Genomic DNA, 24,337 nt, shown 5'->3' on the forward strand with positions numbered 1-24,337 from the left:
TTTTGTAAAATCAAACCCGTTGTTTTTAACGTGTCAAACTTACATATATTTTTTCTGAAAAATGTAATTTAATTTATATTAAACGAATTCTAAACGACTTTTTTTTATGAACAATAGAGTTGCTCAATTGCTGTTAGTTTTTTCTTTCTTGTGCTTTACGGTAGCTACCTTAGGGCAAAGTAAAAAATTTAAAGTAGTCTTGGATCCTGGTCATGGAGGAAAAGATTCGGGGACGAATCACTCTAGGAATGTGGAGAAAGACATCGTATTAGCTGTTGCTTTAGAAACGGGAAAAATTCTCGAAAAACACAAAGATATAGAAGTGATTTACACTCGAGATAAAGATGTTTTTGTCGAAGTAAAACAGCGCTCCGTGATCGCAAACGAAAAAGGAGGTAATGTATTCGTGTCGATCCATTGCAATGGTGTGGATAACAACACTGCGTTTGGTACTGAAACCTATGTGATGGGTTTGAGTAAAAATAAATCCAATTTAGATGTAGCGAAAAAGGAGAACTCCGTTATTATGATGGAGGACGACTATAAAACAAAATACGCAGGTTTTGATCCGAGTGCTCCAGAATCAATTATCGGTTTAACCCTGCTTCAAGAAGATTATATCCACCAGAGTATTGACTTGGCTAGTCGTGTTCAAGATGGATTTACCTATGAATTGAAACGTAAGAATAGGGGAGTTAAACAAGGACCGTTCTGGGTGTTGCACGGTGCTTTTATGCCAAGTATATTAATTGAATTGGGCTTTGTGTCAAACAAGGATGAAGGCGCTTATTTGTCATCGAAACAAGGGCAAAAAGAATTAGCAGAATCAATTGCTAAGGGTATTATTGATTACAAGAATACATATTACGGTAGTGATGCGACAGCCACCTTAATTGAATCACCATCCAAATCAACGACATCAACTACGTCAACATCAAAAGCGACCAAAACAAAAGAAAATACAGAAACTACCGCTTCCTCTACGACAGCCAAAGGCGTGATTTTTAAAGTGCAAATTGCTGCTAGCTCCCGCGTTTTAGAACTGAAACCTAAAAATTTCAAAGGGCTTTCGAATGTCACAATGGAAAAAGGAACAACTGTACATAAGTATTTTTACGCTCAAACTTCCGATTACAATCAAGCTAAAAAACACTTAGAAGAAGCTAAGGCAAAAGGACATAGCTCCTCATTTATTGTGGCGTATAAGGACGGGAAGAGTATATCTGTAGAAGAGGCATTGAAATAAACACTGCTTTTTAAAAAATAAAAGTTTATTTTTGCGTGTTATATAAAAATATAGAGTTTTGAAAATATCTAGAGAAATTAAAACAGCTATTTTAGTATTAGGAGCAATTGCTTTATTTATTTGGGGATATTCTTTTTTAGATGGAAGAAATATTTTTGATAATAGTACTAAGTATTATGTTGAATATGATAATGTTGAAGGACTAACTACCTCTTCCAACGTAACGATCAATGGTTTGGTCGTAGGGAAGGTCTCTCGTATCAATATTAATGCCCAAACAGGGAAGCTTGTAGTGGAATTAATGATGTCTCATCCCATTGAAATTTCAAAGTCAAGTGTAGCAACGATTTATTCGCCAGGATTACTCGGTGGAAAAGGGATTTCAATTGATCCAAAATTTGGAGATACGGATTATGCCCAAACAGGACAATATTTAAAAGGAGCCGTACAGTTCGATATTACAGAAAAATTAGTGGGTGAGTTAGAGCCATTAAAAGCAAAAGTAGAGGAAGTACTGTCTAATGCAAATGCGATGTTGCTAGCTGTAAACGGAGTCCTAGATGAGCAGATGCAAGCCGATTTAAAAGCTAGTGTTTCAGAATTGAACGGAACCTTAGCCGGTGCAAATAGATTAATGCGCGGTATTGAGCCTCAATTAAATGGTACAATGACAAACTTAAATGTCATGAGCAAGAATTTTGTGGGGCTATCACAAGAATTAAGTGAGTTGGATATTAACGGAACATTTGCTAACTTACAAAGTGCTTCAGCTAATATCGACAAACTCTTAGCTGATATTGAGAATGGCAATGGTTCAGTTGGCAAGCTTTTAAAAGACGAAGAATTATATAAAAACCTAACGGGAGCATCAAAAGAACTAGAGGAGTTGATGCGCGATTTGAAAGAAAATCCAAAGCGTTATGTTCACTTTTCATTATTTGGTAAAAAGGCGACACCTTACCAAGAAAAAGAGGACAACAATAATTAATCGAAATTTAGAACCAATCTAACCAAAAAAACTAACAACTTTACAGAAACAATTTATTACAACTATGCAGTATTTAGGCCAAGCATTATTTTTAATATTACTGATCGCTGGATTTGGCTTCTTTATTCGAAATGTAAAGAAATTAATTCGCAACATTAAGTTAGGGCGAGACCTTGACCGTACCGATAGACCTAAAGAAAGATGGCGCAATATGATTCGCGTGGCATTGGGGCAATCCAAAATGGTAAAACGTCCTATTCCTGCGATATTGCACATTTTTGTGTACGTAGGATTCGTCATCATCAACATCGAGATGCTCGAGATTATTGTGGATGGATTATTTGGTACGCATCGTGCTTTTAGTTTCTTAGGCGCTGCTTATGACGTACTTATCGGGTGTTTTGAAGTACTAGCATTCTTAGTTATTTTTGGAGTTGCAGTATTTTGGATTAGAAGAAATATTCTCAAATTAAAGCGTTTGAACCAACCGGAATTAGAAGGATGGGCAAAACGAGATGCCAATAATATTATCTATATTGAATCCATCCTTATGGTGTTCTTTTTGGTAATGAATGCAGCAGATTACTATCTTCAGTTAAATAATTATCCGCATTATATCGAAGCAGGATCATTCCCTATCTCGGGATTGATTACACCGTTATTCAGTGGCATGGACCTAGCAACAGTAGCGTTTATTGAGCGCTTTTGCTGGTGGGCTCACATTGTAGGAGTTATGTTCTTTATGAACTACTTGTATTACTCTAAACACTTACACATTTTCTTAGCTTTCCCTAATACATACTATGCGAATTTAGAGCCGCAAGGAGAATTTGACAACTTAGAGTCAGTTAAGAATGAAGTAGCATTGATGATGGATCCAAATGCAGATCCTTTCGCTGCACCTGCAGAAGCGGTAGGAGAACCTGAGAAATTCGGTGCACAAGACGTGATGGATTTGAATTGGGTGCAACTCATGAACGCCTATTCATGTACAGAATGTGGTCGTTGTACTTCTTCTTGTCCTCAAAATACAACAGGAAAAAAACTATCTCCTCGTAAGATCATGATGTCAACACGTGATCGTTTGGAAGATGTAAGTAAAATATTGGATGCAAACAACGGTAAGTTTGTAGATGATGGTAAAACACTGTTAAACGATTATATTACGCCTGAAGAATTATGGGCGTGTAATACGTGTAACGCATGTGTAGAAGAATGTCCGATTGATATCAGTCCGTTGTCTATTATTATGGATATGCGAAGATTCTTGGTAATGGAGCAAAGTGCTGCACCTACTGAATTAAACAATATGATGCAGAATATCGAAAACAACGGTGCGCCATGGCAGTACAACCAAATGGATCGCTTAAACTGGAAGGACGAAAACTAAGTAACTAACAAAATAAATTGACAACAGCTGTTGATTTTAAATAGACACCAATAAATTATGTCAGAAAATTTAGTAGTGCCTACAATGGCCGAAATGATGGCAAAAGGAGAACAACCGGAGGTTTTATTTTGGGTTGGTTGTTCAGGTAGTTTTGACGATAGAGCAAAAAAAATAACAAAAGCATTTGTAAAATTGTTGAATAAAGCCAATGTGCCTTTTGCGGTACTCGGTACAGAAGAAGGATGTACGGGTGATCCAGCAAAACGCGCAGGAAATGAATTCGCATTTCAAATGCAAGCCATGATGAATATTCAAGTATTAGATGGTTATGAGGTGAAGAAAATTGTAACGGCTTGTCCTCACTGTTTTAATACGTTGAAAAATGAATACCCTGGTTTAGGCGGTAAATATGAAGTGGTCCACCACACTCAATTTTTAAAATCTCTTTTAGACGAAGGACGATTAACAATTGAAGGGGGAAGTTTTAAAGGAAAGCGCATTACGTTTCACGACCCTTGCTATCTAGGGCGTGCAAATAACGTGTTTGAAGCTCCTCGTCAATTAATCGAGAAATTAGATGCTGAATTAGTTGAAATGAAGCGTTCTAAGTTAAATGGTTTCTGCTGTGGAGCAGGTGGAGCACAATTGTTCAAAGAACCAGAAAACGGAACGAAAGAAGTTCACGTAGAGCGAACAGAAGAAGCCCTTGGAACGAATGCTGAAATTATCGCTGCAGGATGTCCATTCTGTAATACCATGCTTACCGATGGGGTAAAATTTAAAGAAAAAGAAGGTGAAGTTAAAGTGCTTGACGTTGCCGAATTAATTGCAAACGCAGAAGATTTATAACTATGTTTAAGCCATTTGAAGAAATGCCTGATCATTCAAGAGTTTGGATTTATCAGTCAAATAGAAAGTTTTCCGATGAAGAGGTGCGAGAAATAGACGAAGTATTAAGTCGTTTTACAGCCGATTGGGTTGCCCATGCTACCCCCTTAACTGCTTCTTATGAGATTAAATACAACCGATTTATCATCCTAGCTGTGGATCAAGAAATTCACCCTGCTTCTGGATGCTCTATTGATGCATCGGTACGCGTTATTCAAGAGATAGAACAAAAATATGGCGTTGATTTACTAGATAAGATGAACGTAACATATAAAACAGGTGAGTTTATCGCTTTTAAAACCGTTGTCGAATTTAAACAAATGGTGAAAACAAAAGCAGTTTCTGCTAGTACTATTGTGTTTAATAATTTAGTAAACGATTTAGGCGAATATAGAGAATACTGGGAAGTCCCAGCTGAAGAAAGTTGGCACAGCCGCTTTTTTAAATAGTGATACAACCTACAAGGTAGATATATCCAAAAAAATCATCGTCAATACTTGACGATGATTTTTTTTTGCTTGCTTTTTATGCTAGATCCTTTTATTTTGCGAAGTAGTGCGGAAAACTTTGCAAGAATATAAAAATCGACTGACAGTAAGGGAGTTGTGTTGAATGTTGGGACAAATTGTGTGAAAATATTCACAGTAATATTGTTTTTTTTACTGAATTAGTGTACTTTTTTTTATAAAATTATAGAAATATTACAACGCAAACTTAACTAACCTTCTTTTTTAAATAAAGTAGATTTGTTAAGTTTGCAAGAGGTACAACATCGTCTTGGTATTTCTGCAGAGGATCCTATATTTAAAAAAGCTAAAAAAATCTATGAAAAAAGTACTTCTAACAGCATTATTACTGCCTTTATTGTCGATAGGACAAACAAAAAACAAGTTTTATTCTCCAGAAACGCTACAGCAGCAATGGGTAGATAGCGTATACAATTCGATGTCGTTGGATCAGCGAATAGGACAATTGTTTATGGTTGCGGCCTATTCAAATAAAGATGAAAAACACGTGCAGGAACTTGAAAGTTTAGTCCAAAAAAATGAGGTTGGCGGATTGATTTTCTTTCAAGGTGGTCCCCAAAGACAAGCGGCAATTGCCAATCGCTTACAAAGACAGAGTAAATTGCCTATGCTAGTGGGAATTGACGGAGAATGGGGATTGCGTATGCGCTTGGATTCGACCTACCGATTTCCTTATAATATGACACTTGGTGCAGTTCAAAATCTCGATTTGATTGAGGCTGTTGGACAAGCGATGGCTAAGCAATCCAAGCGTTTGGGGATTCAATTTAATTTTGGCCCTGTTGTGGATATCAATATAAATCCTGAAAATCCGATTATCGGCGTGCGTGCCTACGGTGAAACACGCGAAATTGTAACTGATCGCGCCTTGGCTTTCACCCGTGGCTACCAAAGTGAAGGACTTTTTGCTACTGGGAAGCACTTTCCTGGGCATGGTGATACCTCCACTGATTCTCATCACAAATTGCCCCTTATTGATTTAGATAAAGACCGTTTACACCGCGTTGAGTTGTATCCGTATAAGAAGCTGATTAATGAAGGCTTGTCTAGTGTGATGGTGGCACATTTAAATTTGCCGGCTTATGAGCCTAATGATGCCATTCCTAGCTCTTTGTCTTATAATGTAGTAACAAAGTTGTTGCGAGAAGAATTGGGCTTTGAAGGGTTGATCTTTACCGATGCACTAAACATGAAAGGAGTTTCCTCTTATTTGGCTCCTGGTGAAGTTGATTTAGCTGCATTTCAAGCAGGAAATGATTTATTGTTGTTTTCTGAAGATGTAGCCAAAGCAGCAAGTAAGTTAAGAGAAGCCTATGAAAAAGGAGATATTACCGAAAGTCGATTGGCTTATTCAGTAAAGAAAATACTAGACTACAAATACAAAGCAGGGTTGAACAAGCCTTTGCAAATTGATCGAAACAATCTTGTAGAGGATTTGAATGCTTCAACTTATGATGACTTAAATACAAAACTATACAATGAAGCTATTACGTTAGTAAAGAATCACAATAAGCTTGTTCCAATTCGCAAATTAGACCAGGAAAAGATCGTTTATGTGCAACTTGGTGATGACGATGGAACACCATTCTTGGAAATGATGCGAAATTTTGCCCAAGTAGATGTGGTAAAACCGTCAGATTTGGCGCGTTTATCAGCGTATTCCTTAGTAGTTGTTGGCTACCACAAAGTAGATAATCCATGGAGAAATCAAAACTTTTCGGCAGATGAAAAACGTATAGTGGGGGAAATTGCCAAGGCTAATCGCACGCTTTTAGTTTCCTTTGCTAAACCCTATGCCTTAACGGGTATTGAAGCAGAGATCCGCGATCTAGAAGGATTGGTTGTCGGCTATCAAAACAATGTGTTTGCAGAGCAAGCAGCCGCACAGGTTATTTTTGGCGCTTTAGGTGCAAAAGGTGAATTGCCCGTTACCATTACAGACAAATATGACGTGGGTACAGGAATCAAAACTAAACCTCTTCACCGTTTGGGGTTCTCAACACCTGCAAATGAAGGATTAAATCCCTTAGTCTTAAAAAAAATTGACAGTATTGCTCAATATGCCGTTGATAATCAATTGACACCGGGGGCACAAATTTTGGTTGCGCGTCACGGCAAAGTGGTGTACAACAAATCCTTTGGCTACCATACTTATCAAGCAAATGAGCCGGTGAAAAATACAGATTTATACGACTTAGCTTCGTTGACAAAAATTCTGTCAACCCTGCCGATGGTAATGAAAATGTATAACGAACAAAAAATCACCCTACAAAGTAAACTGGGTGACTTAGTTCCTGCATTCAAACATTCGGATAAAGCGAATATTACCTTGAAAGATGTATTGACACATCAGTCTGGCTTAGCTGCGTGGATTCCCTTTTACAAAAGTACGCTCGACAGTACTTCTCATCCGGCGGATAATTTATATCGTTTACAATATTCCACAGCGTTTCCCACACAAGTAAGCGAAAATTTGTTTTTGAAGAAGGATTATACGCAAGTGATGTTAGCGGAAATCGCCAACAGTAAATTGGCGAGCAAGCCTGATTACAAATACAGCGATTTGGGATTTATTTCGATCAAAGAGTACATAGAGAGACTGTACCATGGTACGTTGGATCAATTGGTAGAAGACAAATTTTATCGCTCTATTGGGGCTACGCGATTGACATACTTGCCGTTGCGTAAATTTAATGCTAAGGAAATTCCACCAACGGAAGTCGATACTTATTATCGCTATACAACTGTTCATGGATATGTACACGATATGGGAGCTGCCATGCAAGGAGGAGTTTCCGGACATGCCGGTCTTTTTGGTACGGCTTTAGACGTAGCTAAAATGATGCAATTGTACTTAAACGAAGGCGAATACGGAGGAGAACACTTCTTTTCCAAAGCAACTTTTGAAGTCTTCAATGCATGCGTATATTGTGCAAAAGGCAATAGAAGAGGGATTGGATTTGACAAACCACAATTGGCAGGAAAGCCAGGTCCCACTTGTGGATGTGCGTCTGTAACCAGCTTTGGTCATACGGGATTCACTGGTACCATGACGTGGGCAGATCCTGAAAATGAACTGATCTATGTGTTTTTATCCAATCGAACTTATCCCGATTCTAATGTAAATAAACTGTCCAAAGAAAATATTCGAGAAAATATACAACAGCTTATATACGAGTCAATTATAGATTAATAGTTGCATGATGTGATGTTAAATTATTTGTATTGTATAAAATCTACAGGAAAAGTTTATATTGTGTATAAATAATTCGAAGTATCTTTAAGCACCAAATAATTCACATATGAAAATCGCAATCGTATGCTACCCAACTTTCGGAGGAAGTGGTGTTGTAGCTACAGAGCTAGGTTTGGAACTAGCAAAAAGAGATCATGAAGTACATTTTATCACCTATAGTCAACCCGTTCGTTTAGCCTTATTAAATCCTAAGATTTACTATCACGAAGTAAATGTACCTGAATATCCTTTATTTCACTATCAGCCATATGAATTGGCATTGTCTAGTAAATTAGTGGATATTGTTAAACTATTTAATATTGACGTTTTACACGTTCATTATGCTATTCCTCATGCCTACGCAGGCTATATGGCTAAACAAATGCTGAAAGAGGAGGGAATTGACTTGCCGATGATTACAACGCTACACGGTACTGATATTACCTTAGTAGGGAATCATCCCAACTATAAAACAGCTGTTTCTTTTAGTATTAACCATTCTGATTTTGTAACCTCAGTATCAGAATCGCTGAAACAATCGACTTATGAGTTGTTTCAAAGTAAGAAGGAAATCTGCGTTATCCCAAATTTTATTGAAGTAAAAGAAGTAGATTGTGCCGAAACACCGTGTAAACGCAGTGCTATGGCAGAAAAAGGAGAATTCATTATTACGCATATTAGCAATTTTAGAAAGGTAAAGCGCATTGGTGATGTAGTAAAAATTTTCTATGGCATTCAACAAGCAGTACCAGCCAAATTAATGCTAGTAGGAGACGGACCTGAAAAGGAAAAAGCAGAGCGTTTAGCCATGGAATTGGGAATATACGATAAGATTATCTTCTTTGGAAATAGCAATGAAGTCAATCAAATTTTAGGATATTCTGATTTGTTTTTACTGCCTTCAGAGACGGAGAGTTTCGGATTAGCAGCATTAGAGGCAATGGCTGTGGGAGTTCCAGTGATCTCAAGTAATACAGGTGGTTTACCTGAAGTAAATGAGCACGGAGTTTCAGGTTATCTAAGCGATGTCAAAGATGTAGATGACATGGTTAAAAATGCCTTAGCCATCTTAGAAGACGAAGATACCCTTTGTCGCTTTAAAGAGGGAGCTCGCACAACGGCAAAGCGCTTTCAGATTAGTGAAATCCTACCGATGTATGAAGAGCTGTACGACAAAGCTGTGGCTTTAAAAAAGGAAAAATAAACCCGGTTACTGTAGTGTAACCTACACAAAACTCGCTTCAATTTCGAAGCGAGTTTTTTTTTTGATTATCTTGTTGAAACAAAAAAGGAGAAGCAAAAAGGAGGTCAGATGAAAAGTACAAAGAACATAGAAACGTGGAGTCGCGCTAAGATAATAGGAGAGGAACCTTGGGATATTACGCTCTTTGAGCACGCAGACAAGGGAAGAAATGATCTTCAAGCACCACACAAACACGATTTTTATCTTATTCTCTTTGTAGAACAAGGCGATGGTATTCATGAAATTGACTTCACCCGATTAGGCGTTCATTCCCATCAGATTCATTTTTTACGTCCACAACAAGTGCACTATTGGAAATTGGAGCCTGGCACTAAGGGGTATCAATTGATGTTTTCTCCTAGCGCCTTGCACCTGCTTACGCAGTTGAGTGCACTGCCTTTTTTTCAAATTGACGCACCGCCTGTATTGTCTTTATCGCCTGATGAATACGAAGATATCCATCAAGCGTTGGTTAAACTACATCAATTATTGCCCCAAGGAGATACTCTTGGACAAGAAATTAGCGTGTTGCAATTCTTTTTAGTGCTAAAAAAAATACAGCGCTATTACAACAAAGTACACGGGGTTGAAACAGGAGGGACTGATCGAAAGATACTGGAATTTAAGTCCTTGTTAGAAACCCATTTTAAGGAGCAAAATCAAGTGTCGTTTTACGCAGATAAACTACATATAACGCCCAATTACCTCAATATACGGTCGAAAAAAGTAGTGGGAATAACCGCAAGTCACGTTATACAGCAACGCATTATACTAGAAGCAGAACGCTTGTTGATTACGACTGACTTGTCCATCAAAGAGATCGCTTTTGAACTGGGCTTTCACGATACGGGTTATTTTAACCATTACTTTAAAAAATGGAGGAAGAAAACACCTGGGCAATTTAGAGATAGTTATAATATGTACAAGAAAGAATAGTAAAAACACAACGGCTGTTTTTGGTGATAGCCTATATTTGTAGCTAGTAATTTTAATCTATATGCTTTATGATCAGAAAGGTAACTTATATTTTGCTGTTTATTTTTTCCGTAGGATTGTCTACGAGTTTGGCAGCGAGTTGTTCGAATAATAACAATAATGATTTAAAAAATACCACTACAGTTATGGAAAGCGATTTATTTCAAGCGGTTTCGTCTAATAATTTAAAGCGAGTGCAAGAAATTGTAGCAGCTTCACCGATTAACCTCGAAGTGAAGAACAGCAAAGGAGAAACCCCTTTGATGGTAGCTACATATAAGCAATACAATGCGATTGCGTTTTACTTGATAGAGCAAGGAGCAAATGTCAATACCCAAGACGAAAGACTCAATAGTCCCTTTTTATACGCTGGAGCAGAAGGCAATTTAGCTTTAGTAAAAAAAGTGTTGGCTCATGGTGCGGATTTCACAGTTTTCAACCGATACCACGGAACAGCATTAATTCCCGCAGCAGAAAAAGGCCATTTAGCGGTTGTGCAATTGTTAGTTCAAACGCCAAACTTCCCTATTGATCACGTGAATCGCTTAGGATGGACAGCGTTAATGGAGGCAATTGTACTGAGTGATGGCGGTGACGTACACACCGCTATTGTTGAGGCATTGATTAAGGGGGGAGTGGATGTAAATATTCCCGATCACGATGGTAAAACGCCACTGTATCACGCAAAATCAAGAAAATTCACCGACATAATTAACTTGTTAGAAGCAGCCGGTGCACATCTATAGTAGGAAGAAAGGTTAAAGAGAAAAGAAGTATAAAATTGAACCACAGCAACGACAGCTAGTTTGCTCTTTGAAGAGGAAGGTTGGGCCTAAAGAAAAAGTCGATCATCCCGAGGAGTTTACTGCTTTAACTGATGCGTTTGCGTTGTTGATAAGGTACAGAAACAAAAAAGAGCAAGGAATACTTGCTCTTTTTCTATTTTCGTCTGTTTTTTTATTTTAAATATACCGATTCTTTTTTGAAGTGAACCGTCAATAGATAATATAAAACTACTCTGTATTTGTGCTTATTGGAAGCGCCATACTGCTCGATTACTTTGTTTAAGCCTTCATCTAATTTAGCGTCGTCTTTTAATCCTAATTTTTTAATTAAGAAATTATTGCGAACCGTTGCCATTTCTGAAGCAGATGAACTCGCTACTGTGGATGAATCTTGATTGTAAATCGATGGTCCACAACCAATGGTTACTTTTTCTAATAGTTCCATGTTGGGTTTAACGCCACACTTATCCTTTAAATCGGCAGCGTACTTTTCAATTAATTCAGCTCTTTTACTCATAATTTTATTTATTTGTTGCTACAAGTTACTAAAAATAAAAGAGATAGTGATAGAAAAGATCACAAATTGCGATAATAATTTTTAAATACTTCGTCATTTAAAAAAGTAGGGGTTTGCACCTCTAATATTGCAGGGCGATCGGAGTGTTGAAAAAAGGCAGTTGCGGCTTTTTTCAGTGTTTCCATATCAGCTGCTTGAACATAGTCAAAGCCATACATGTCGGCTAAATGTGTTGCTTTATGTTGGTGGTTGGTTTCGAAATAGGTGTTGAATACTTCGTTTTCTTGATGCCCAGGAAGGGTTCTGAAGATACCGCCCCCACCGTTGTTGATTAGGATGATTTTAAAGTTTTTGGGAATGTAGTTATTCCACAGGGCATTGCTATCGTAAAAGAAGCTAATATCACCTGTTAGGAGCACGGTTGGTTTTCCGGAAGCAATGGCAGCACCAATTGCTGTAGAAGTACAACCATCAATACCGCTTGTACCGCGGTTGCAAAATACTTCAATAGTCGGATCAAGCGCAATGAGCTGTACATAGCGAATAACGGCACTGTTGCTTACCTGCAATTGACTGTTGGCAGGTAAATGACGAACCAAGAAATCAATGGCTGTAAAATCGGAAAAAATAGATTCTTCAAGTAGTTGATTGTGTTTGGTATCACGCTTGCGCATCAGTTCTTTTGCCCAGTTGTTATACGGGGAGTCAACAGGTTGTACACGAGCCGTTAGCTGGTCTAAAAACGATTGAGGATCTGTGTAAATGCGATCGCTTAGGCAATCGTAGGTATCATAGTGGCGCAGGGTATCAATATGCCAATGCTGTTCTGGGCGATATTGTCGCAAGAATTGCTTGATTTTTTTACTTACTACCATACCGCCAAATGTCAGCAAAATCGTTGGTTGAAGGCTGTGTAAATCAGCCTCACTCATCGGAATAACAAAGCGGTCAATGGCGTTAATTACGCTGGGATGGTTGATGTTGCTCAGTGTTTCTGCTAAAAATAGTACAGAACCATCTGAAGAGAGTCGAGTGATGACTTCGCTACTAATTGTATCGGGAGCACAACTCCCCACAAGAATTAACTTTTTAGGTGCTTTTTCCCAGGCTTGGGTATACTTTGTATAATCCACCGGTGCTAAAGTAGGAACACTTGGTTTTACTAGCGTAGGATGAACTGTTAATTCGGTCGTCGTTTGATATAGGGGTTCTTCAAAAGGCGCATTTATGTGTACAGGACCTCTTTGAGTCAGAGCCATGTGAATCGCTTCTTGAATCATTTGGTCATTGGCTGTACTCGCTTCTTCTGTTAAATTAGCACTGTATAGGATGTGATTGTGATATACATTTTGTTGTCGGATGGTCTGTCCATCTCCAATGTCAATTTTGTGCAGAGGACGATCTGCAGATAGTACAATCAATGGTGTTTGGCTGTAAAAAGCCTCAGCAACGGCGGGGTAATAATTTAAAAGAGCCGAACCTGAAGTACAAACAAGAATAGCCGGGCTGTTCGTTTGCTGTGCAAGTCCCATTCCAAAAAAGGCCGCACATCGTTCATCAGCAAGGCTATAACAGGTAAAAAAAGGATCGTTGGTAAAACCAATCGTCAAAGGTGCATTACGTGATCCCGGTGATATAACAACCCTAGTTAGATTTTTTGCTTTACAAAGCGCAATAATGCTTTGGGCTAACTGTATTGAAGGATAAACCATAGTAATTTCAAAAAGATAAAATTACGAATAAAATTACTATGGCGTCCGTATTCTACCTTATTTCTTTTTAATCCACTCCTTGATTTCAGTATCGTTTGGAAGTATTCTTGGATTGATTACTTTGACTACATGACCCTCTTCATCGATTAAGTATTTCTGGAAATTCCATTCTACCGTACTATCGGCAAAACCATTCAGACTCTTTTGTGTTAAGAATTGATAAATAGGAGCCATGTCATCTCCTTTTACAGATATTTTTTCCATCATAGGAAAGGTAACACCGAAGTTAGCTTTACAAAAAGTAGCAATTTCAGCATTGGTTCCCGGTTCTTGATTGCCGAAATTATTTGCAGGAAAACCGATGATCACAAAATCATCCCCGCCAAACTCTTCATATAATTTCTGTAATTGTTCGTACTGAGGCGTTAGTCCACATTCTGATGCCGTATTGACAATCATTATTTTTTTTCCTTTTAAGGATGCAAAGTCAAAATCACTGCCATACAAATCTTTTACCTTAAACTGATAAATTGTTTGTTGGTTTTTTGAAGTTTCTTTCATGGTTGATGTTTGTTTTACGTATTCGTTTGCGTTTACAATTGATGGGCTTACTGCTAATAAAGCTAATGCCAAAACATAATTTCTCATTCGATAATTTGCTGGAAGGATTTACTTGGACGTAAATCCATAGTTTTTTTGATGTATTAAAATTACGAATTGATTTTACAATTACTAAGGATTTAACGTTTTTAAAAATTCAACCAAAGAATTCTTTTTATTTTTTAAAATATGCTTATAAATAGTTGATTGTTAGGGTTTGTAATGCGAAAAAAACGTTAAAATAAAAATTAGAGCTACGCTTTTTTGAGGATGGAAATGAAAAACTATTAAAATTAGAAGAATCATAACAAAAGAGGGCTGTAGTTGAATATTGTTTAAATAGGGGGAAGTACGGTGTTAATTAGCTATTAAAACGACAGTGTGTTGACAATGTAGGCGACTGTTGAGACGTTAGTTTGCTAGAAAAGCGAACGAATAGAAAAATGAGAAGAATTGCAGTATTATTTTTTCTTGTCCTAACGGTAACGGCACAAGGAAAACGCAAGCCCAGTTTAAAAAAAGCGGATAAGTATTTCGCAAAGACAGCCTATGTCAAAGCGAAAGACGAATATACGCGTTTGTTGAGGGGGCGACATACTCCGAAGTACATCAACCAGCAATTGGCTGTGTGTTATGACAAATTGGGACTTGCCGTTCAAGCGGCACAGTTTTATGCAAAATCCTTAGAGCAAGACCCGACATTGCCTGTAGAATGGCAGTATCGCTTGGCGTATAACCTCAATTTAAATGGGCGATATGAGGCTGCAGAAACAGCGATGAGGAAATTCGCAACTGATGCAGTAGAAGACGGGCGTGGGCGCTATTTTTTACAACACGCCAAGGCCTATGTAGATTTGGAGCATACTCCCTCAGCTTACTATGTAGAGGAATCGGGGATTAACGATTCTTTTTATGAGGATCACAGCTTGTCGTGGTCGACGGCCGACACGCTACTCTTCGTTTCAAATCGAACAAAATACAGTCAAACCTGGGTACGCAAACTGTTTGAGGCGCGCGAAAAGGGTACGCAAAAACCCAATACCGCCCTATATCAAACGATGCGCAAATCCAAAGATGAACCCTTGCGAGAACATAGTCTACTCCGAGGGCCGATCAACCGACGTTTTATGGATGGACAAGCCGTCATGCATCCCAATGGGGGAATGATCTATTTTACCTCTGAAAGTTACCGCAATCGCAAGTTTCGAAAAAATAAAGAAGTCAAGAAACGACAAGGGAGAATGAGTCTATTTTGGGCAGAACGAAAAGGGAAAAAGTGGAAAAAAATAAAGGTATTACCTTTTGTAGAAGCTGCTTATACCTATACTGATCCTTTTGTTACACCACAGGGAGATTATTTGTATTACGCATCGGATCAGGCAGGTTCTTCGGGTGAATTAGACTTGTGGCGCGTGGCTATTCTCGAAGGGGGAAAGGCTTTTGGAACACCAGAAAACTTAGGTGAACGAATAAATACGGCATTTAACGAACGATACCCTTTTGTCAGTGCTGATGGACGCTTGTATTTTACTTCCGATCGATGGGGAGGCTATGGCGGTATGGATATTTATGTTTTGGATCTCAATGACCCCACTGCTCATCCTATGAATATGGGGGAGGGCATTAATACGCCAAAAGACGATTTTAATTTCGTTTACAACAGCGAGCTCGACTATGGTTTTCTATCCACCAATCGCGTCGGAAGACAGGATATTTACCGCGTGCTACCCAAATGTGAAGCAACTGTAACAGGTGTGGTGATGGACGGGGAAACACAAGAACCATTGAATCAAGCCGAAGTGGTGTTCGTGGATCATTCGCGCCAAGTTTTAGCTCGTCTACAAACTGACGAAACAGGACAATATACCACGGTTTTGCCCTGCCATAAAACCTATCGCGTCCAAGTAGTTAAAGAAGGCTATTTCTACAAAGAAGAGGAGGCAATTGATCCTAAAGTTCAAGAGACGTTCCAGACTATTGCCTTGAGAAAACAAGAGAAACCCGTCATTCAAGACAATAAAGTGATACTCAACGATATTCCTTTTGAATTTGATCAAGCAACCATTACCACCGCAGGGGAACGCGAATTGGATCGACTCCTTGCTTTGATGGAGGAACATAAAACGCTGCGCATTTTAATTGTTGCTCATACAGATAAAGTAGGAAGAGAAAAATACAACAAAAAACTGTCTCTTGCCAGAGCAAATGCTACCGCTCAGTACTTGTTTGACCACGGAATTACAAGGGATCGCATAGAGACAAAAGGGGTAGGGAGCAGCGAACCCAAAGTTGATTGTTCTAGCTGTACGGAAATTGAAGATCAGCAAAACAGGCGTTCAGAATTTATCATTCTACAACCCTAAAAGCAGCGGATTTCTATTTTTTTGGTTCAACTTTATTCAGGATAAAATTTGCTTTTAACTGTTGTACTGTTACTTGGTTGTTCTGTGGGATAAAACTATAGGTCACCGTTCCTTCAGGAGAGCGGAAGGTATTTTCTCCCACAGCATCCAATAAGGCATATCGATTACAACCCGATGGTTTTAAAAAGAGCTTATTTTTTTTAATGACAAATTCGATGGTAAGGTCTAATTGGGGATTGTGGTACGAGCCTACATAGTGCTGCAGCTGTTCATCTGTAACAGGAATAGTGTCAAATTGTGGAAGGGTATATTTTTTTGCATACAAAATCGCAAGCATAGCGTCAAAGAGCTGATAATGCGAGAATGCCGCGCCATTAATGGCATAAACAAGGGTCAATTTTTCTTCTTCGCTATAATAGAGCAACGAAAAAGAACCAAAGGTGCCACCCGTATGGCCGACAAAATTTTTCTTGTTGTAGAGGTAATACATCATCCCACGTCCGTATTTTTCTTTGTATGGAACGGGTTTCATACTCGCCAAGCTACTTTTAGAGATTAATTTGTTCGAAAACAACGCTTGATTAAACTGAGCCAAATCATCAACAGAAGAAATGAGGTCGTTGACCCCATTAGTGTTTTCAAAGCTAATTTCATCCATTACTTCCCATTGGTCAAAGAGTTGATAGGATTGAACGGGATAAGGTAAAACATCACTGGCCGTATAGGTGTTTTCTAAGTGTATTTTTTTTATGATGTACTTTTTTACGGCTTCGTCATAGCTCATTTGGCGCTTATGTTCGACGATTCGAGCCAGGAGGTAATAGCCTGTATTGGAAAAGAAAAAGTTTTTCTTTTTTAGCCCAAAATGTGGGGTTCCTTGTTGTGTGATATTCTCCTGAATTGCCTGCTCACTTTGGCTTTCTCTAAGCCAGTAAAAGTCGTCTTCATAGCAAGTGTAGTCGTCTAATCCACTGGTGTGACTGAGTAAATAACTAATTTTAATCATAAATAAGTTCGGGATGTTGAGCTCTGGAAAGTAAGAGGCAACGCGATCGTCAAGTTTGAGTTTACCTTCATCAACCAATTGGTAAATCAGAACAGCAGTAAACATTTTGGTAATCGAACCAATGTGATATAAATGAGGAGCTTGTTGATCTTCACCCACCAATTGATGTCCAAAATCACGAGCGTAGATGACTTTGTTATTTTTGTAGATAGCCACAGAACCAATTCCCCTTTGAAAAGAATTGATGCGTTCTATGTATTCATCTGCCTTAGCAGTATTGAAGGGCTGCGCCCATATAAAAGGAGAGAAAAATAGTAGAATCAAAAAAATAGACCATTTTGTGTACATCGTATTGAATACTTTCGAATAAATTCAAATATATAGATTTAATTGTAGACAACCATTTGACAGAAAAGGGAAAATAAAAGGCAGTCCATTAAGTTAGAACTGCCTAAGCATATTAATTTAGGTGAAGAATGCTTTATCTAAACGTATAGGCAACACTCAAGGTAAGCCAATTTTTTTTCCATTTATCCTTTGAACCTTCAATGTCATTGATATTGGTTAAACCTAGATCATATTTGAGATTAAGGTCTATGTTTTCCGTTAATTTGTATCCTGCACCGGCAAAAACGCTCATGTCCATAAACTTGATTCCCTTTCCAAAGAGAGTCATTCCTGGCTCTTCTTCATTGTATGGATTTTTAGATACAATAGTACTGCCAATATTGACTCCTGTAAAAGTCTTAAATTTATTTTTGAAACTATAGTGCACACTGATTGGCTCAATGAGCATGGTGTGTAAAACAACATTGGTTTTGTATTCCTTACTTCTTGCTCCTAGATTTGCATAACCCAATCCATAACGGATAGCCCAAGTGTCGTTAAATTCATAAGAGTTGTAAATACCTATGTAAATTCCTGCTTTTTCACTTGTATCTAATCCATTGATATTAGAAGCAGTTCCTCCGATTTCAATACCAAAATCACAGGTATAGCAGAAAAAACCATTGCCATAATATTGCGCATAAGAGGAGTAGAAAAAAAGAAAAAACAAAACGAGAGTAAGGTGTATTTTTGTTTTCATCTGATGATTACTTTGTTAGGCATGATTCATAGGTTTCAAGAAGAACGTGGAGGCGTTCAGATTTCTTTTTTTTCTTTTGAGCTTCAGCAAAACGCTCCATAATGTCTTCACATTCTGGGAACAAAAGTTCTTTTGCTCCACCTATTTTAGACTCAAAAGACTCGTCAAAGTAAGGATCAGTATTAACAAGTATATCAGAATCGGGCTTGCTTAAGTAATACCCTTGTGTTGTAGGATCGAAAATAATTAGGATGTATTCTTCTCCTTTCTGCTTTTTAACGTCGTACATTAATCCTGGGGCTGAGATAATAATGTTTTCACGAACATCCGTGATCATTGACCATACGTCGACATTTTGTCTTTTTCTAATTTCCCCATTTTTTTTGAAATGTGATATCTTTCCACGTTTAAAGACTATTTTTTTTTGTCCATTATTGATATAGATATCCATATACGCTAAGGTAGTAGCATCAATTTTCTCTTTTTTGCCATTGATTTTAACCTTTAGTTGTTTAGCATTTACTTTAAAAGGCATTTCAATTTCAAGATTAACAGCTCTGTTATCTCCCTTGTAATAAATAGTTCCTTTATACGATTTGGCAAAAAGAAAAAAAGGAAGCAATAAGAATAGTGTAAGTAAGGTTGGTTTCATTGTTAAATTTTTTGGCAAAAATAAACAATTTATTAACATTTGCAAGAATGATTACTTAATAAGGGTGTGGTAATGTGCCGTATTTTGTTATTTATTTTGAATATTATAAGGCTTTTTTAGTGTTTATGTGGTGATGTAGTATTCTTGTTTAAAACAAAATGTTGCGTAATACAATAAAATACTTCAATTTGTTTTCAATAGATAGCTAAGCCTTGCTTATTGGTTCTACTCCTAGAAATAATGAACAGTATATTTAATTTATGTAGTTCCATCGTTTGTTGGGTTTAGGGTATAAAAAAACTACCTGATGAGGTAGTTTGTGATTAAAAAGTTTATTAATTATTTTTTTTATTCTGAATTATTTCAAATTCTTCATTTAATTTTAATAATCCTTCTTCAATGTATTCTTGATACTTCTTGTTTTCTTCGTTTTCTAATCTAATTGTTTCAGAAAGTCTATTATGAGCATAATCAGAATCTGGATTAATTTCAATAGCCTTTTTTAGATATTCTTTTGCTTCCTCAAATAAGTTTAAATTTTTAAGCATATTTCCTATATTACTAATAATCCAACTTTCCTTTGATTCAGCAAATTCATTAGCTTTTTTATAGAACAACATTGATTTATTATTTAACTCTAAATTTAAGCATGCGTTTCCAAGATATGCAAAATATTCTGAATTTTTATTTCGATCATTAGAAATTTTATTCAAAATGTATAGTGCGATTTTATCTTTGTCTAATTCTTGAGCTATTTTTGCAAGTATTAATCCTAAATTAGAAAAAGATGGATTTAATATATAGTTTACTACTGCAAATTCAAATAGAATTTGTTTTTCTACATTTAATCTTTCATTATAGTTGATTATTTGAATAATTAGATCTTCATCTTCTTGATAATCTAGTGTCAGTAGAATTTCAATTGCTTCTTCATGTTTACCTATACTATTAAGATATTCTGCTTTTCTTTGTTTAAGTTTTTGATGTTTGGGCGATTTATTCAAACCTATTTCAATCAATTTTCTAGCTGATTCAGTTTCATTTAAGAGGATGAAAATTTTTGAATAGGCTCTGTATAATTCTATATTTTCAGAATCTTCTTTAATACTATTCAACATCAAATTTTTTGTTTCGTTGCTGTTTAAATGGTATTGTAAAAAAATTTTCCAATAATCTAATTGTACTTTTTCATTATTGTTAGAAAGACTTTGTTTTTCTGTTTCAATTACTTCAATTGCTGTTTCATAATCTTTCTTATAATAATAATCCCACCAAGCTAATGCTTCATTTTTACTATTTTTAGAATTAGTATTTCCTTCACTCAAATTTTCAGAGGTATGTAATTTACCAAGTTTATTAATTTGTGTTTTTATTTGATTGCAGACAGGTCCTGTTGCAGCTTGAAAGTTATTATCTGTTCTACCTGTTTCATATTTACCTGTTGTAATCCCTAATAGATCTGTTGGAATATGCATTTCTGTTTTATTTGGTGTTAGGATAAAGGTTCTATCTCTCCCTATTTTTCCAATAAATAGTCCTAATTCAAAAATGACATTATCTCGCACACCTAGGTGTTCTTCTTTTCTAATTTTTACAATATCATCAGGAGTAAATAAAAAAATTGCAAAATCACTTTGTTCCAAGATTTTTATTAAAGATTCAATTGTTGTCTTTGACAGCTCAAATACTCCTTGAGTCCAAATTGTTATTTCTGCATTATGTTCAAGGTTTTGTTGAACTGCATAAGCAATATCAAGCCCTTCTGCAGAAGATCCAATAAAGATTTTAGGTTTACTCATTTTGTTAGATGAATTTTTTGAATTAAAGTTAGTTCAGTTAGATAATTATGTATTTTAACAAAAAAAAATAAAGAATATTTATTTTTGTAGTGAATTTGCATAAGCTACCCCCATATGGGTTAAAGACCACAAAGTTTTTCCTTCATTGTTTTTGAATTGTTTAGTTATTCCATTTTTTTCTAATCCTTTGAGAATGTTAATAGTAACTGATTCAGGGTAATTAAGTTCTTTAGATATGCCTTTCACAGTCCTAAATTTAAAGTTGTTGGTAAAAGATTTTATAATCTGGTTTATTTGGATATCTATAGGATCATCTGTATATAAAGATTGATTACTGAATTTTGTGAAATCAATATTTGTATTTTCATTAATTTCGTCACTTTCAGTTTCAGAAGCTACCATTAAATCAATCTTAGCTTCATTCTCTTGAACTTGAATTTTAGTATTTTCTAAGTCTTTGAGTATTTTATCTCCAATTGAATTTATAAATCTATTTGAAAAATAACCTGCAATAAAACAAAATCCTGCAAATATAAAATAGTTTAAGAAATTGTATTTTTCTGATTCTTTGATTAGGTCACTTGATAGCATATTTAAAAATAGGGGAACTAAAATAGCTGCACCAATTCCTCCCAAAACATATTTTACTATTTCCCATCTATTTTTTATTTCACTTTTATAATAATAGTTCAAAAAATTAGTTATTCCAGCAAGTGATCCAATTCCAAGTATAATTGCTGAAATTATGATATAATGTTCATGTGTGTTGTTCATGGTATGAAGGGAGCAATGTTTAATGTGTGAAAATAGTTGATTATTATATTAAAATTATGCAAAAATAGAAAAAGTATTGTTTTTACAAAATTAAGAGTTTTAAACATGCAACCTCCACTTAAAACATGCAACCTATTTTGCAACCTTTAAATCAGTATAGTATTTAGTATACAAAATTAGATTTTGAGGTAATCTATTGAATAGTAGAGGTATAAAAACAAAAAAAGCCACCTATTAGGTAGCTTTTTATCTAAAAGTGGAGAAGATGGGGCTCGAACCCACGACCTCTTGACTGCCAGTCAAGCACTCTAGCCAACTGAGCTACATCCCCAACCTTGTTCTTTTTTATCGATTTTTGCTTTCGATCAAAAGTTCCGCTAACATACTCATTTTTTTTCGATATACGTCAGATAATTCATTATTTATATACAAATCCATATTGCTAATGGGAATGCTATAAGGTAATGACCAGGCTCTTAATGCTTTAGCAACATTGTCTAGGGCTTGAATTCCCTGCATGGCTTGATTTCCTGCTGACCAACACGTAAAACCAACTATTTTATTGGTTAAATACGCTGGCATATCTCGGGCAGTTAACTCTAACCAATCCAAGGCATTTTTCATGACACCTGTCATTCCTCCGTGATATAAAGGGGTTAACCAAATCATCACATCCGCAGAGCGGAAGGCCTCGATAAATCGATGTACATCTTGAGGAGGGGTTTCCATGTGTTTTGCTTGGAATATAGGGATCTGATAATCAGATAAGTGTACTTGTTCTACCTCTAGATTAGCCTTTATGAATTCGTCCGCATAGTATTGTGCAATACGTCGTGACGTTCTAAAAGATTCTTCATCCAAAGAACCATTAAAAATTAAAGCTTTCATAAAACTATTAAGTGTTTTTTTTTACGGCCTAAATTTACGATAAATATTTGTGATGCGACTCTTTTCCCCTGCTAAAATCACTTATTCCTGTTCTGAGACGAACTGTTTGGGAATGAAGCCAAACATCAATAGGAGTTTGTCGTCTTGGTATAAATTCAGGGTTTGTTCGGCTACGTCAAAAGAAAAAGTCTCTCCATCTATAAGGTCAATAAACTCCTTTTCCATTTGTTTGCGATTGGTTGATGCACATTCTTTTTTCTTTACCTCCAAGTCCATGAACTGTATCTTATTGAATGCGTTTGAAATAGCAATCTTTCCTGTGAAATAGCTACAACCTGTATAACCAGAAACGGTATTTTCCTTAAAGTCAAAGGTGAGATAGGGATGGTAAACCTTATCGCTGTTTCCCTTAAATTGAATCAGCTTCCACGCAAAGCGCTCAATATAGTTGAGTATTGGATTTTGCGGTTTCATCGAAAAGACAAACGTTTGCTTTTTTTCATTGACCATAGTCAATACCCCTTGATCTGTGGTAATGCGAATTTTTTGATCACTCATACCAGCCAAGAATTCTTTTTCGAAAGCATTGACATGCTGCGTGCATTCCCTATCATTAGTGATGATCTTATCCGTGAGTATTTGCGTATAGTGTTTGCGTTCTTTAATACGCCTCAGCGGTAAAATATAGTTGTTACAACCGGCAAAACCTTTAATCTCGTATTTTAACGTATTGATTTGTAGGGTAGTTTGTCTTTGTATAGGAAGCGTATTTGTGGTTTTTGTTAAGATCCAGGTGGTGTTCAATATCGAGTCCTGAGGGATTTGAGCCATAGTCATACTGCTAAATATGGACAAAAAGAAGAGGATGATGTAGTGTTTATTCATGAGTCAAGCAGTTTTTTTTATAGGCATTTAAAGATAGTAAATTAACTTTTGATATTGCGTTTTTTGTATGGTTAACTTCATCCTAATATGTAAAGCGGAAACAAAGCATCGCTTAGAACCCAAAAAAGGGTGGTTTTATCTTTTTAAATTATTGGGGATAAATTGTGAGGGTAGCATAATTAATTGTAATTTTACCCTCCAAACACAACTCTTTTTTATATGAATCCAAAAGTATTACTTACTTCAAAAGAGATTGATATTATTCTTCATCGTTTGGCCTGTCAGTTGGTAGAAAATCACCTTGATTTTTCTGACACCTTACTAATTGGTATTCAGCCTCGTGGTAAATACCTTGCAAAGCGAATTCAAGCCATTTTAGAGAAAGAGTATGGTATCGTAGATATTCCATTGGGATATTTAGATATTACTTTTTTCCGCGATGATTTTAGGAGAAATCAAAAGCCACTTGAAGCCAATCGAACTGAAATAGATTTTCTTGTTGAAGATAAGAAAGTCGTTTTTATAGATGACGTTTTATATACAGGGCGCAGCATTCGTGCCGCTTTAACGGCTATTCAGTCGTTTGGACGACCTGCAGAAATAGAATTATTGGTGTTGATCGATAGACGCTTTAGTCGTCATTTGCCGATCCAACCCGATTATAGAGGAAGACAAGTAGATGCTTTTGATCGTGAAGCGGTACGCGTACACTGGTCAGAAGACGGATCAAGCGACTGCATCTATCTGGAAGAATTTGATCATAATTAAACGGAAAAC

21 protein-coding genes and 1 tRNA gene are annotated in these 24,337 nt (G+C 36.5%); 11 read left to right on the forward strand and 11 right to left on the reverse strand.

Going from position 1 to position 24,337, the window contains the following annotated elements; genetic code table 11:
* Positions 1-106 precede the first annotated feature (106 nt).
* The 9 genes from HX062_RS07770 (at position 107) to HX062_RS07810 (ending at position 11,238) form a co-directional block, all read left to right on the forward strand.
* Entirely contained in the window at positions 107-1,246 is a 1,140-nt protein-coding gene (locus HX062_RS07770; RefSeq protein ID WP_182628084.1) for an N-acetylmuramoyl-L-alanine amidase family protein, read from the forward strand.
* A gap of 58 nt (positions 1,247-1,304) precedes the next feature.
* The gene (locus tag HX062_RS07775) at positions 1,305-2,234 is read left to right on the forward strand and encodes an MlaD family protein (RefSeq protein WP_182628085.1); all 930 of its coding nucleotides are present in this window, start codon (positions 1,305-1,307) and stop codon (positions 2,232-2,234) included.
* Between the two features lie 64 nt (positions 2,235-2,298).
* Entirely contained in the window at positions 2,299-3,624 is a 1,326-nt protein-coding gene (locus tag HX062_RS07780) for a 4Fe-4S dicluster domain-containing protein (protein WP_286467025.1), read from the forward strand.
* Between the two features lie 57 nt (positions 3,625-3,681).
* Positions 3,682-4,473, forward strand: coding sequence for a (Fe-S)-binding protein (locus tag HX062_RS07785; RefSeq protein ID WP_182628087.1), 792 nt, complete (start codon positions 3,682-3,684; stop codon positions 4,471-4,473).
* A gap of 2 nt (positions 4,474-4,475) precedes the next feature.
* On the forward strand, positions 4,476-4,961 hold the full coding sequence (locus HX062_RS07790) for an ABC transporter ATPase (protein ID WP_286467026.1): 486 nt from the start codon (positions 4,476-4,478) through the stop codon (positions 4,959-4,961).
* A gap of 376 nt (positions 4,962-5,337) precedes the next feature.
* Positions 5,338-8,232, forward strand: coding sequence for a serine hydrolase domain-containing protein (locus tag HX062_RS07795; RefSeq protein WP_286467027.1), 2,895 nt, complete (start codon positions 5,338-5,340; stop codon positions 8,230-8,232).
* Between the two features lie 109 nt (positions 8,233-8,341).
* Complete coding sequence (bshA, locus tag HX062_RS07800) at positions 8,342-9,478, forward strand: N-acetyl-alpha-D-glucosaminyl L-malate synthase BshA (RefSeq protein WP_182628090.1); 1,137 nt, start codon at positions 8,342-8,344, stop codon at positions 9,476-9,478.
* A gap of 108 nt (positions 9,479-9,586) precedes the next feature.
* The gene (locus HX062_RS07805; protein ID WP_286467028.1) at positions 9,587-10,453 is read left to right on the forward strand and encodes an AraC family transcriptional regulator; all 867 of its coding nucleotides are present in this window, start codon (positions 9,587-9,589) and stop codon (positions 10,451-10,453) included.
* 68 nt (positions 10,454-10,521) lie between these two features.
* A complete protein-coding gene (locus HX062_RS07810) occupies positions 10,522-11,238 on the forward strand; it encodes an ankyrin repeat domain-containing protein (RefSeq protein ID WP_286467029.1) in 717 nt (238 codons plus the stop codon).
* Positions 11,239-11,449: 211 nt separating this feature from the next.
* Here the strand turns inward: HX062_RS07810 and HX062_RS07815 are convergent, their stop codons facing one another.
* The 3 genes from HX062_RS07815 to HX062_RS07825 are packed head-to-tail and all read right to left on the reverse strand — an operon-like array spanning position 11,450 to position 14,154.
* The gene (locus tag HX062_RS07815) at positions 11,450-11,794 is read right to left on the reverse strand and encodes a DUF2853 family protein (protein WP_182628095.1); all 345 of its coding nucleotides are present in this window, start codon (positions 11,792-11,794) and stop codon (positions 11,450-11,452) included.
* A gap of 59 nt (positions 11,795-11,853) precedes the next feature.
* Complete coding sequence (menD, locus tag HX062_RS07820; RefSeq protein WP_286467030.1) at positions 11,854-13,506, reverse strand: 2-succinyl-5-enolpyruvyl-6-hydroxy-3-cyclohexene-1-carboxylic-acid synthase; 1,653 nt, start codon at positions 13,504-13,506, stop codon at positions 11,854-11,856.
* A 57-nt stretch (positions 13,507-13,563) separates the two neighbouring features.
* Positions 13,564-14,154 carry a glutathione peroxidase gene (locus HX062_RS07825; RefSeq protein ID WP_286467031.1) on the reverse strand — a complete coding sequence of 197 codons (591 nt, stop codon included), beginning with the start codon at positions 14,152-14,154 and terminating at the stop codon, positions 13,564-13,566.
* Between the two features lie 395 nt (positions 14,155-14,549).
* On the opposite strand from HX062_RS07825, the gene HX062_RS07830 reads away from it, so the two are divergent.
* A complete protein-coding gene (locus HX062_RS07830) occupies positions 14,550-16,469 on the forward strand; it encodes an OmpA family protein (RefSeq protein WP_286467032.1) in 1,920 nt (639 codons plus the stop codon).
* A 13-nt stretch (positions 16,470-16,482) separates the two neighbouring features.
* On the opposite strand, the gene HX062_RS07835 is transcribed toward HX062_RS07830, so the two are convergent.
* From HX062_RS07835 to HX062_RS07870, 8 genes are all read right to left on the reverse strand, one after another.
* Positions 16,483-17,799 carry a serine hydrolase domain-containing protein gene (locus HX062_RS07835; RefSeq protein ID WP_286467033.1) on the reverse strand — a complete coding sequence of 439 codons (1,317 nt, stop codon included), beginning with the start codon at positions 17,797-17,799 and terminating at the stop codon, positions 16,483-16,485.
* Between the two features lie 157 nt (positions 17,800-17,956).
* Positions 17,957-18,562 carry an outer membrane beta-barrel protein gene (locus tag HX062_RS07840; RefSeq protein WP_182628106.1) on the reverse strand — a complete coding sequence of 202 codons (606 nt, stop codon included), beginning with the start codon at positions 18,560-18,562 and terminating at the stop codon, positions 17,957-17,959.
* A 7-nt stretch (positions 18,563-18,569) separates the two neighbouring features.
* Positions 18,570-19,214 (reverse strand): hypothetical protein, encoded by a 645-nt coding sequence (locus tag HX062_RS07845; protein ID WP_286467034.1) that lies wholly within the window; start codon positions 19,212-19,214, stop codon positions 18,570-18,572.
* 335 nt (positions 19,215-19,549) lie between these two features.
* Positions 19,550-21,013 (reverse strand): TIR domain-containing protein, encoded by a 1,464-nt coding sequence (locus HX062_RS07850; RefSeq protein WP_286467036.1) that lies wholly within the window; start codon positions 21,011-21,013, stop codon positions 19,550-19,552.
* Between the two features lie 78 nt (positions 21,014-21,091).
* Positions 21,092-21,787, reverse strand: coding sequence for a YEATS-associated helix-containing protein (locus tag HX062_RS07855; RefSeq protein WP_286467038.1), 696 nt, complete (start codon positions 21,785-21,787; stop codon positions 21,092-21,094).
* A 257-nt stretch (positions 21,788-22,044) separates the two neighbouring features.
* A tRNA-Ala gene (locus HX062_RS07860) sits at positions 22,045-22,118 on the reverse strand.
* A 14-nt stretch (positions 22,119-22,132) separates the two neighbouring features.
* Entirely contained in the window at positions 22,133-22,675 is a 543-nt protein-coding gene (locus tag HX062_RS07865; protein ID WP_286467039.1) for an NADPH-dependent FMN reductase, read from the reverse strand.
* Positions 22,676-22,756: 81 nt separating this feature from the next.
* Positions 22,757-23,560, reverse strand: a complete 804-nt coding sequence (locus HX062_RS07870; protein ID WP_182628122.1) for an META domain-containing protein — start codon at positions 23,558-23,560, stop codon at positions 22,757-22,759.
* A gap of 219 nt (positions 23,561-23,779) precedes the next feature.
* Here HX062_RS07870 and pyrR point away from each other — a divergent pair, with 219 nt between their 5' ends.
* Positions 23,780-24,328: a bifunctional pyr operon transcriptional regulator/uracil phosphoribosyltransferase PyrR gene (pyrR, locus tag HX062_RS07875; RefSeq protein ID WP_182628124.1), complete on the forward strand. Its 549-nt coding sequence runs from the start codon at positions 23,780-23,782 to the stop codon at positions 24,326-24,328.
* Positions 24,329-24,337 lie beyond the last annotated feature (9 nt).

Origin of the sequence: Myroides sp. DF42-4-2 (assembly GCF_030326445.1) — a bacterium.
In the GTDB taxonomy this organism is placed as follows: Bacteria; Bacteroidota; Bacteroidia; order Flavobacteriales; family Flavobacteriaceae; genus Flavobacterium.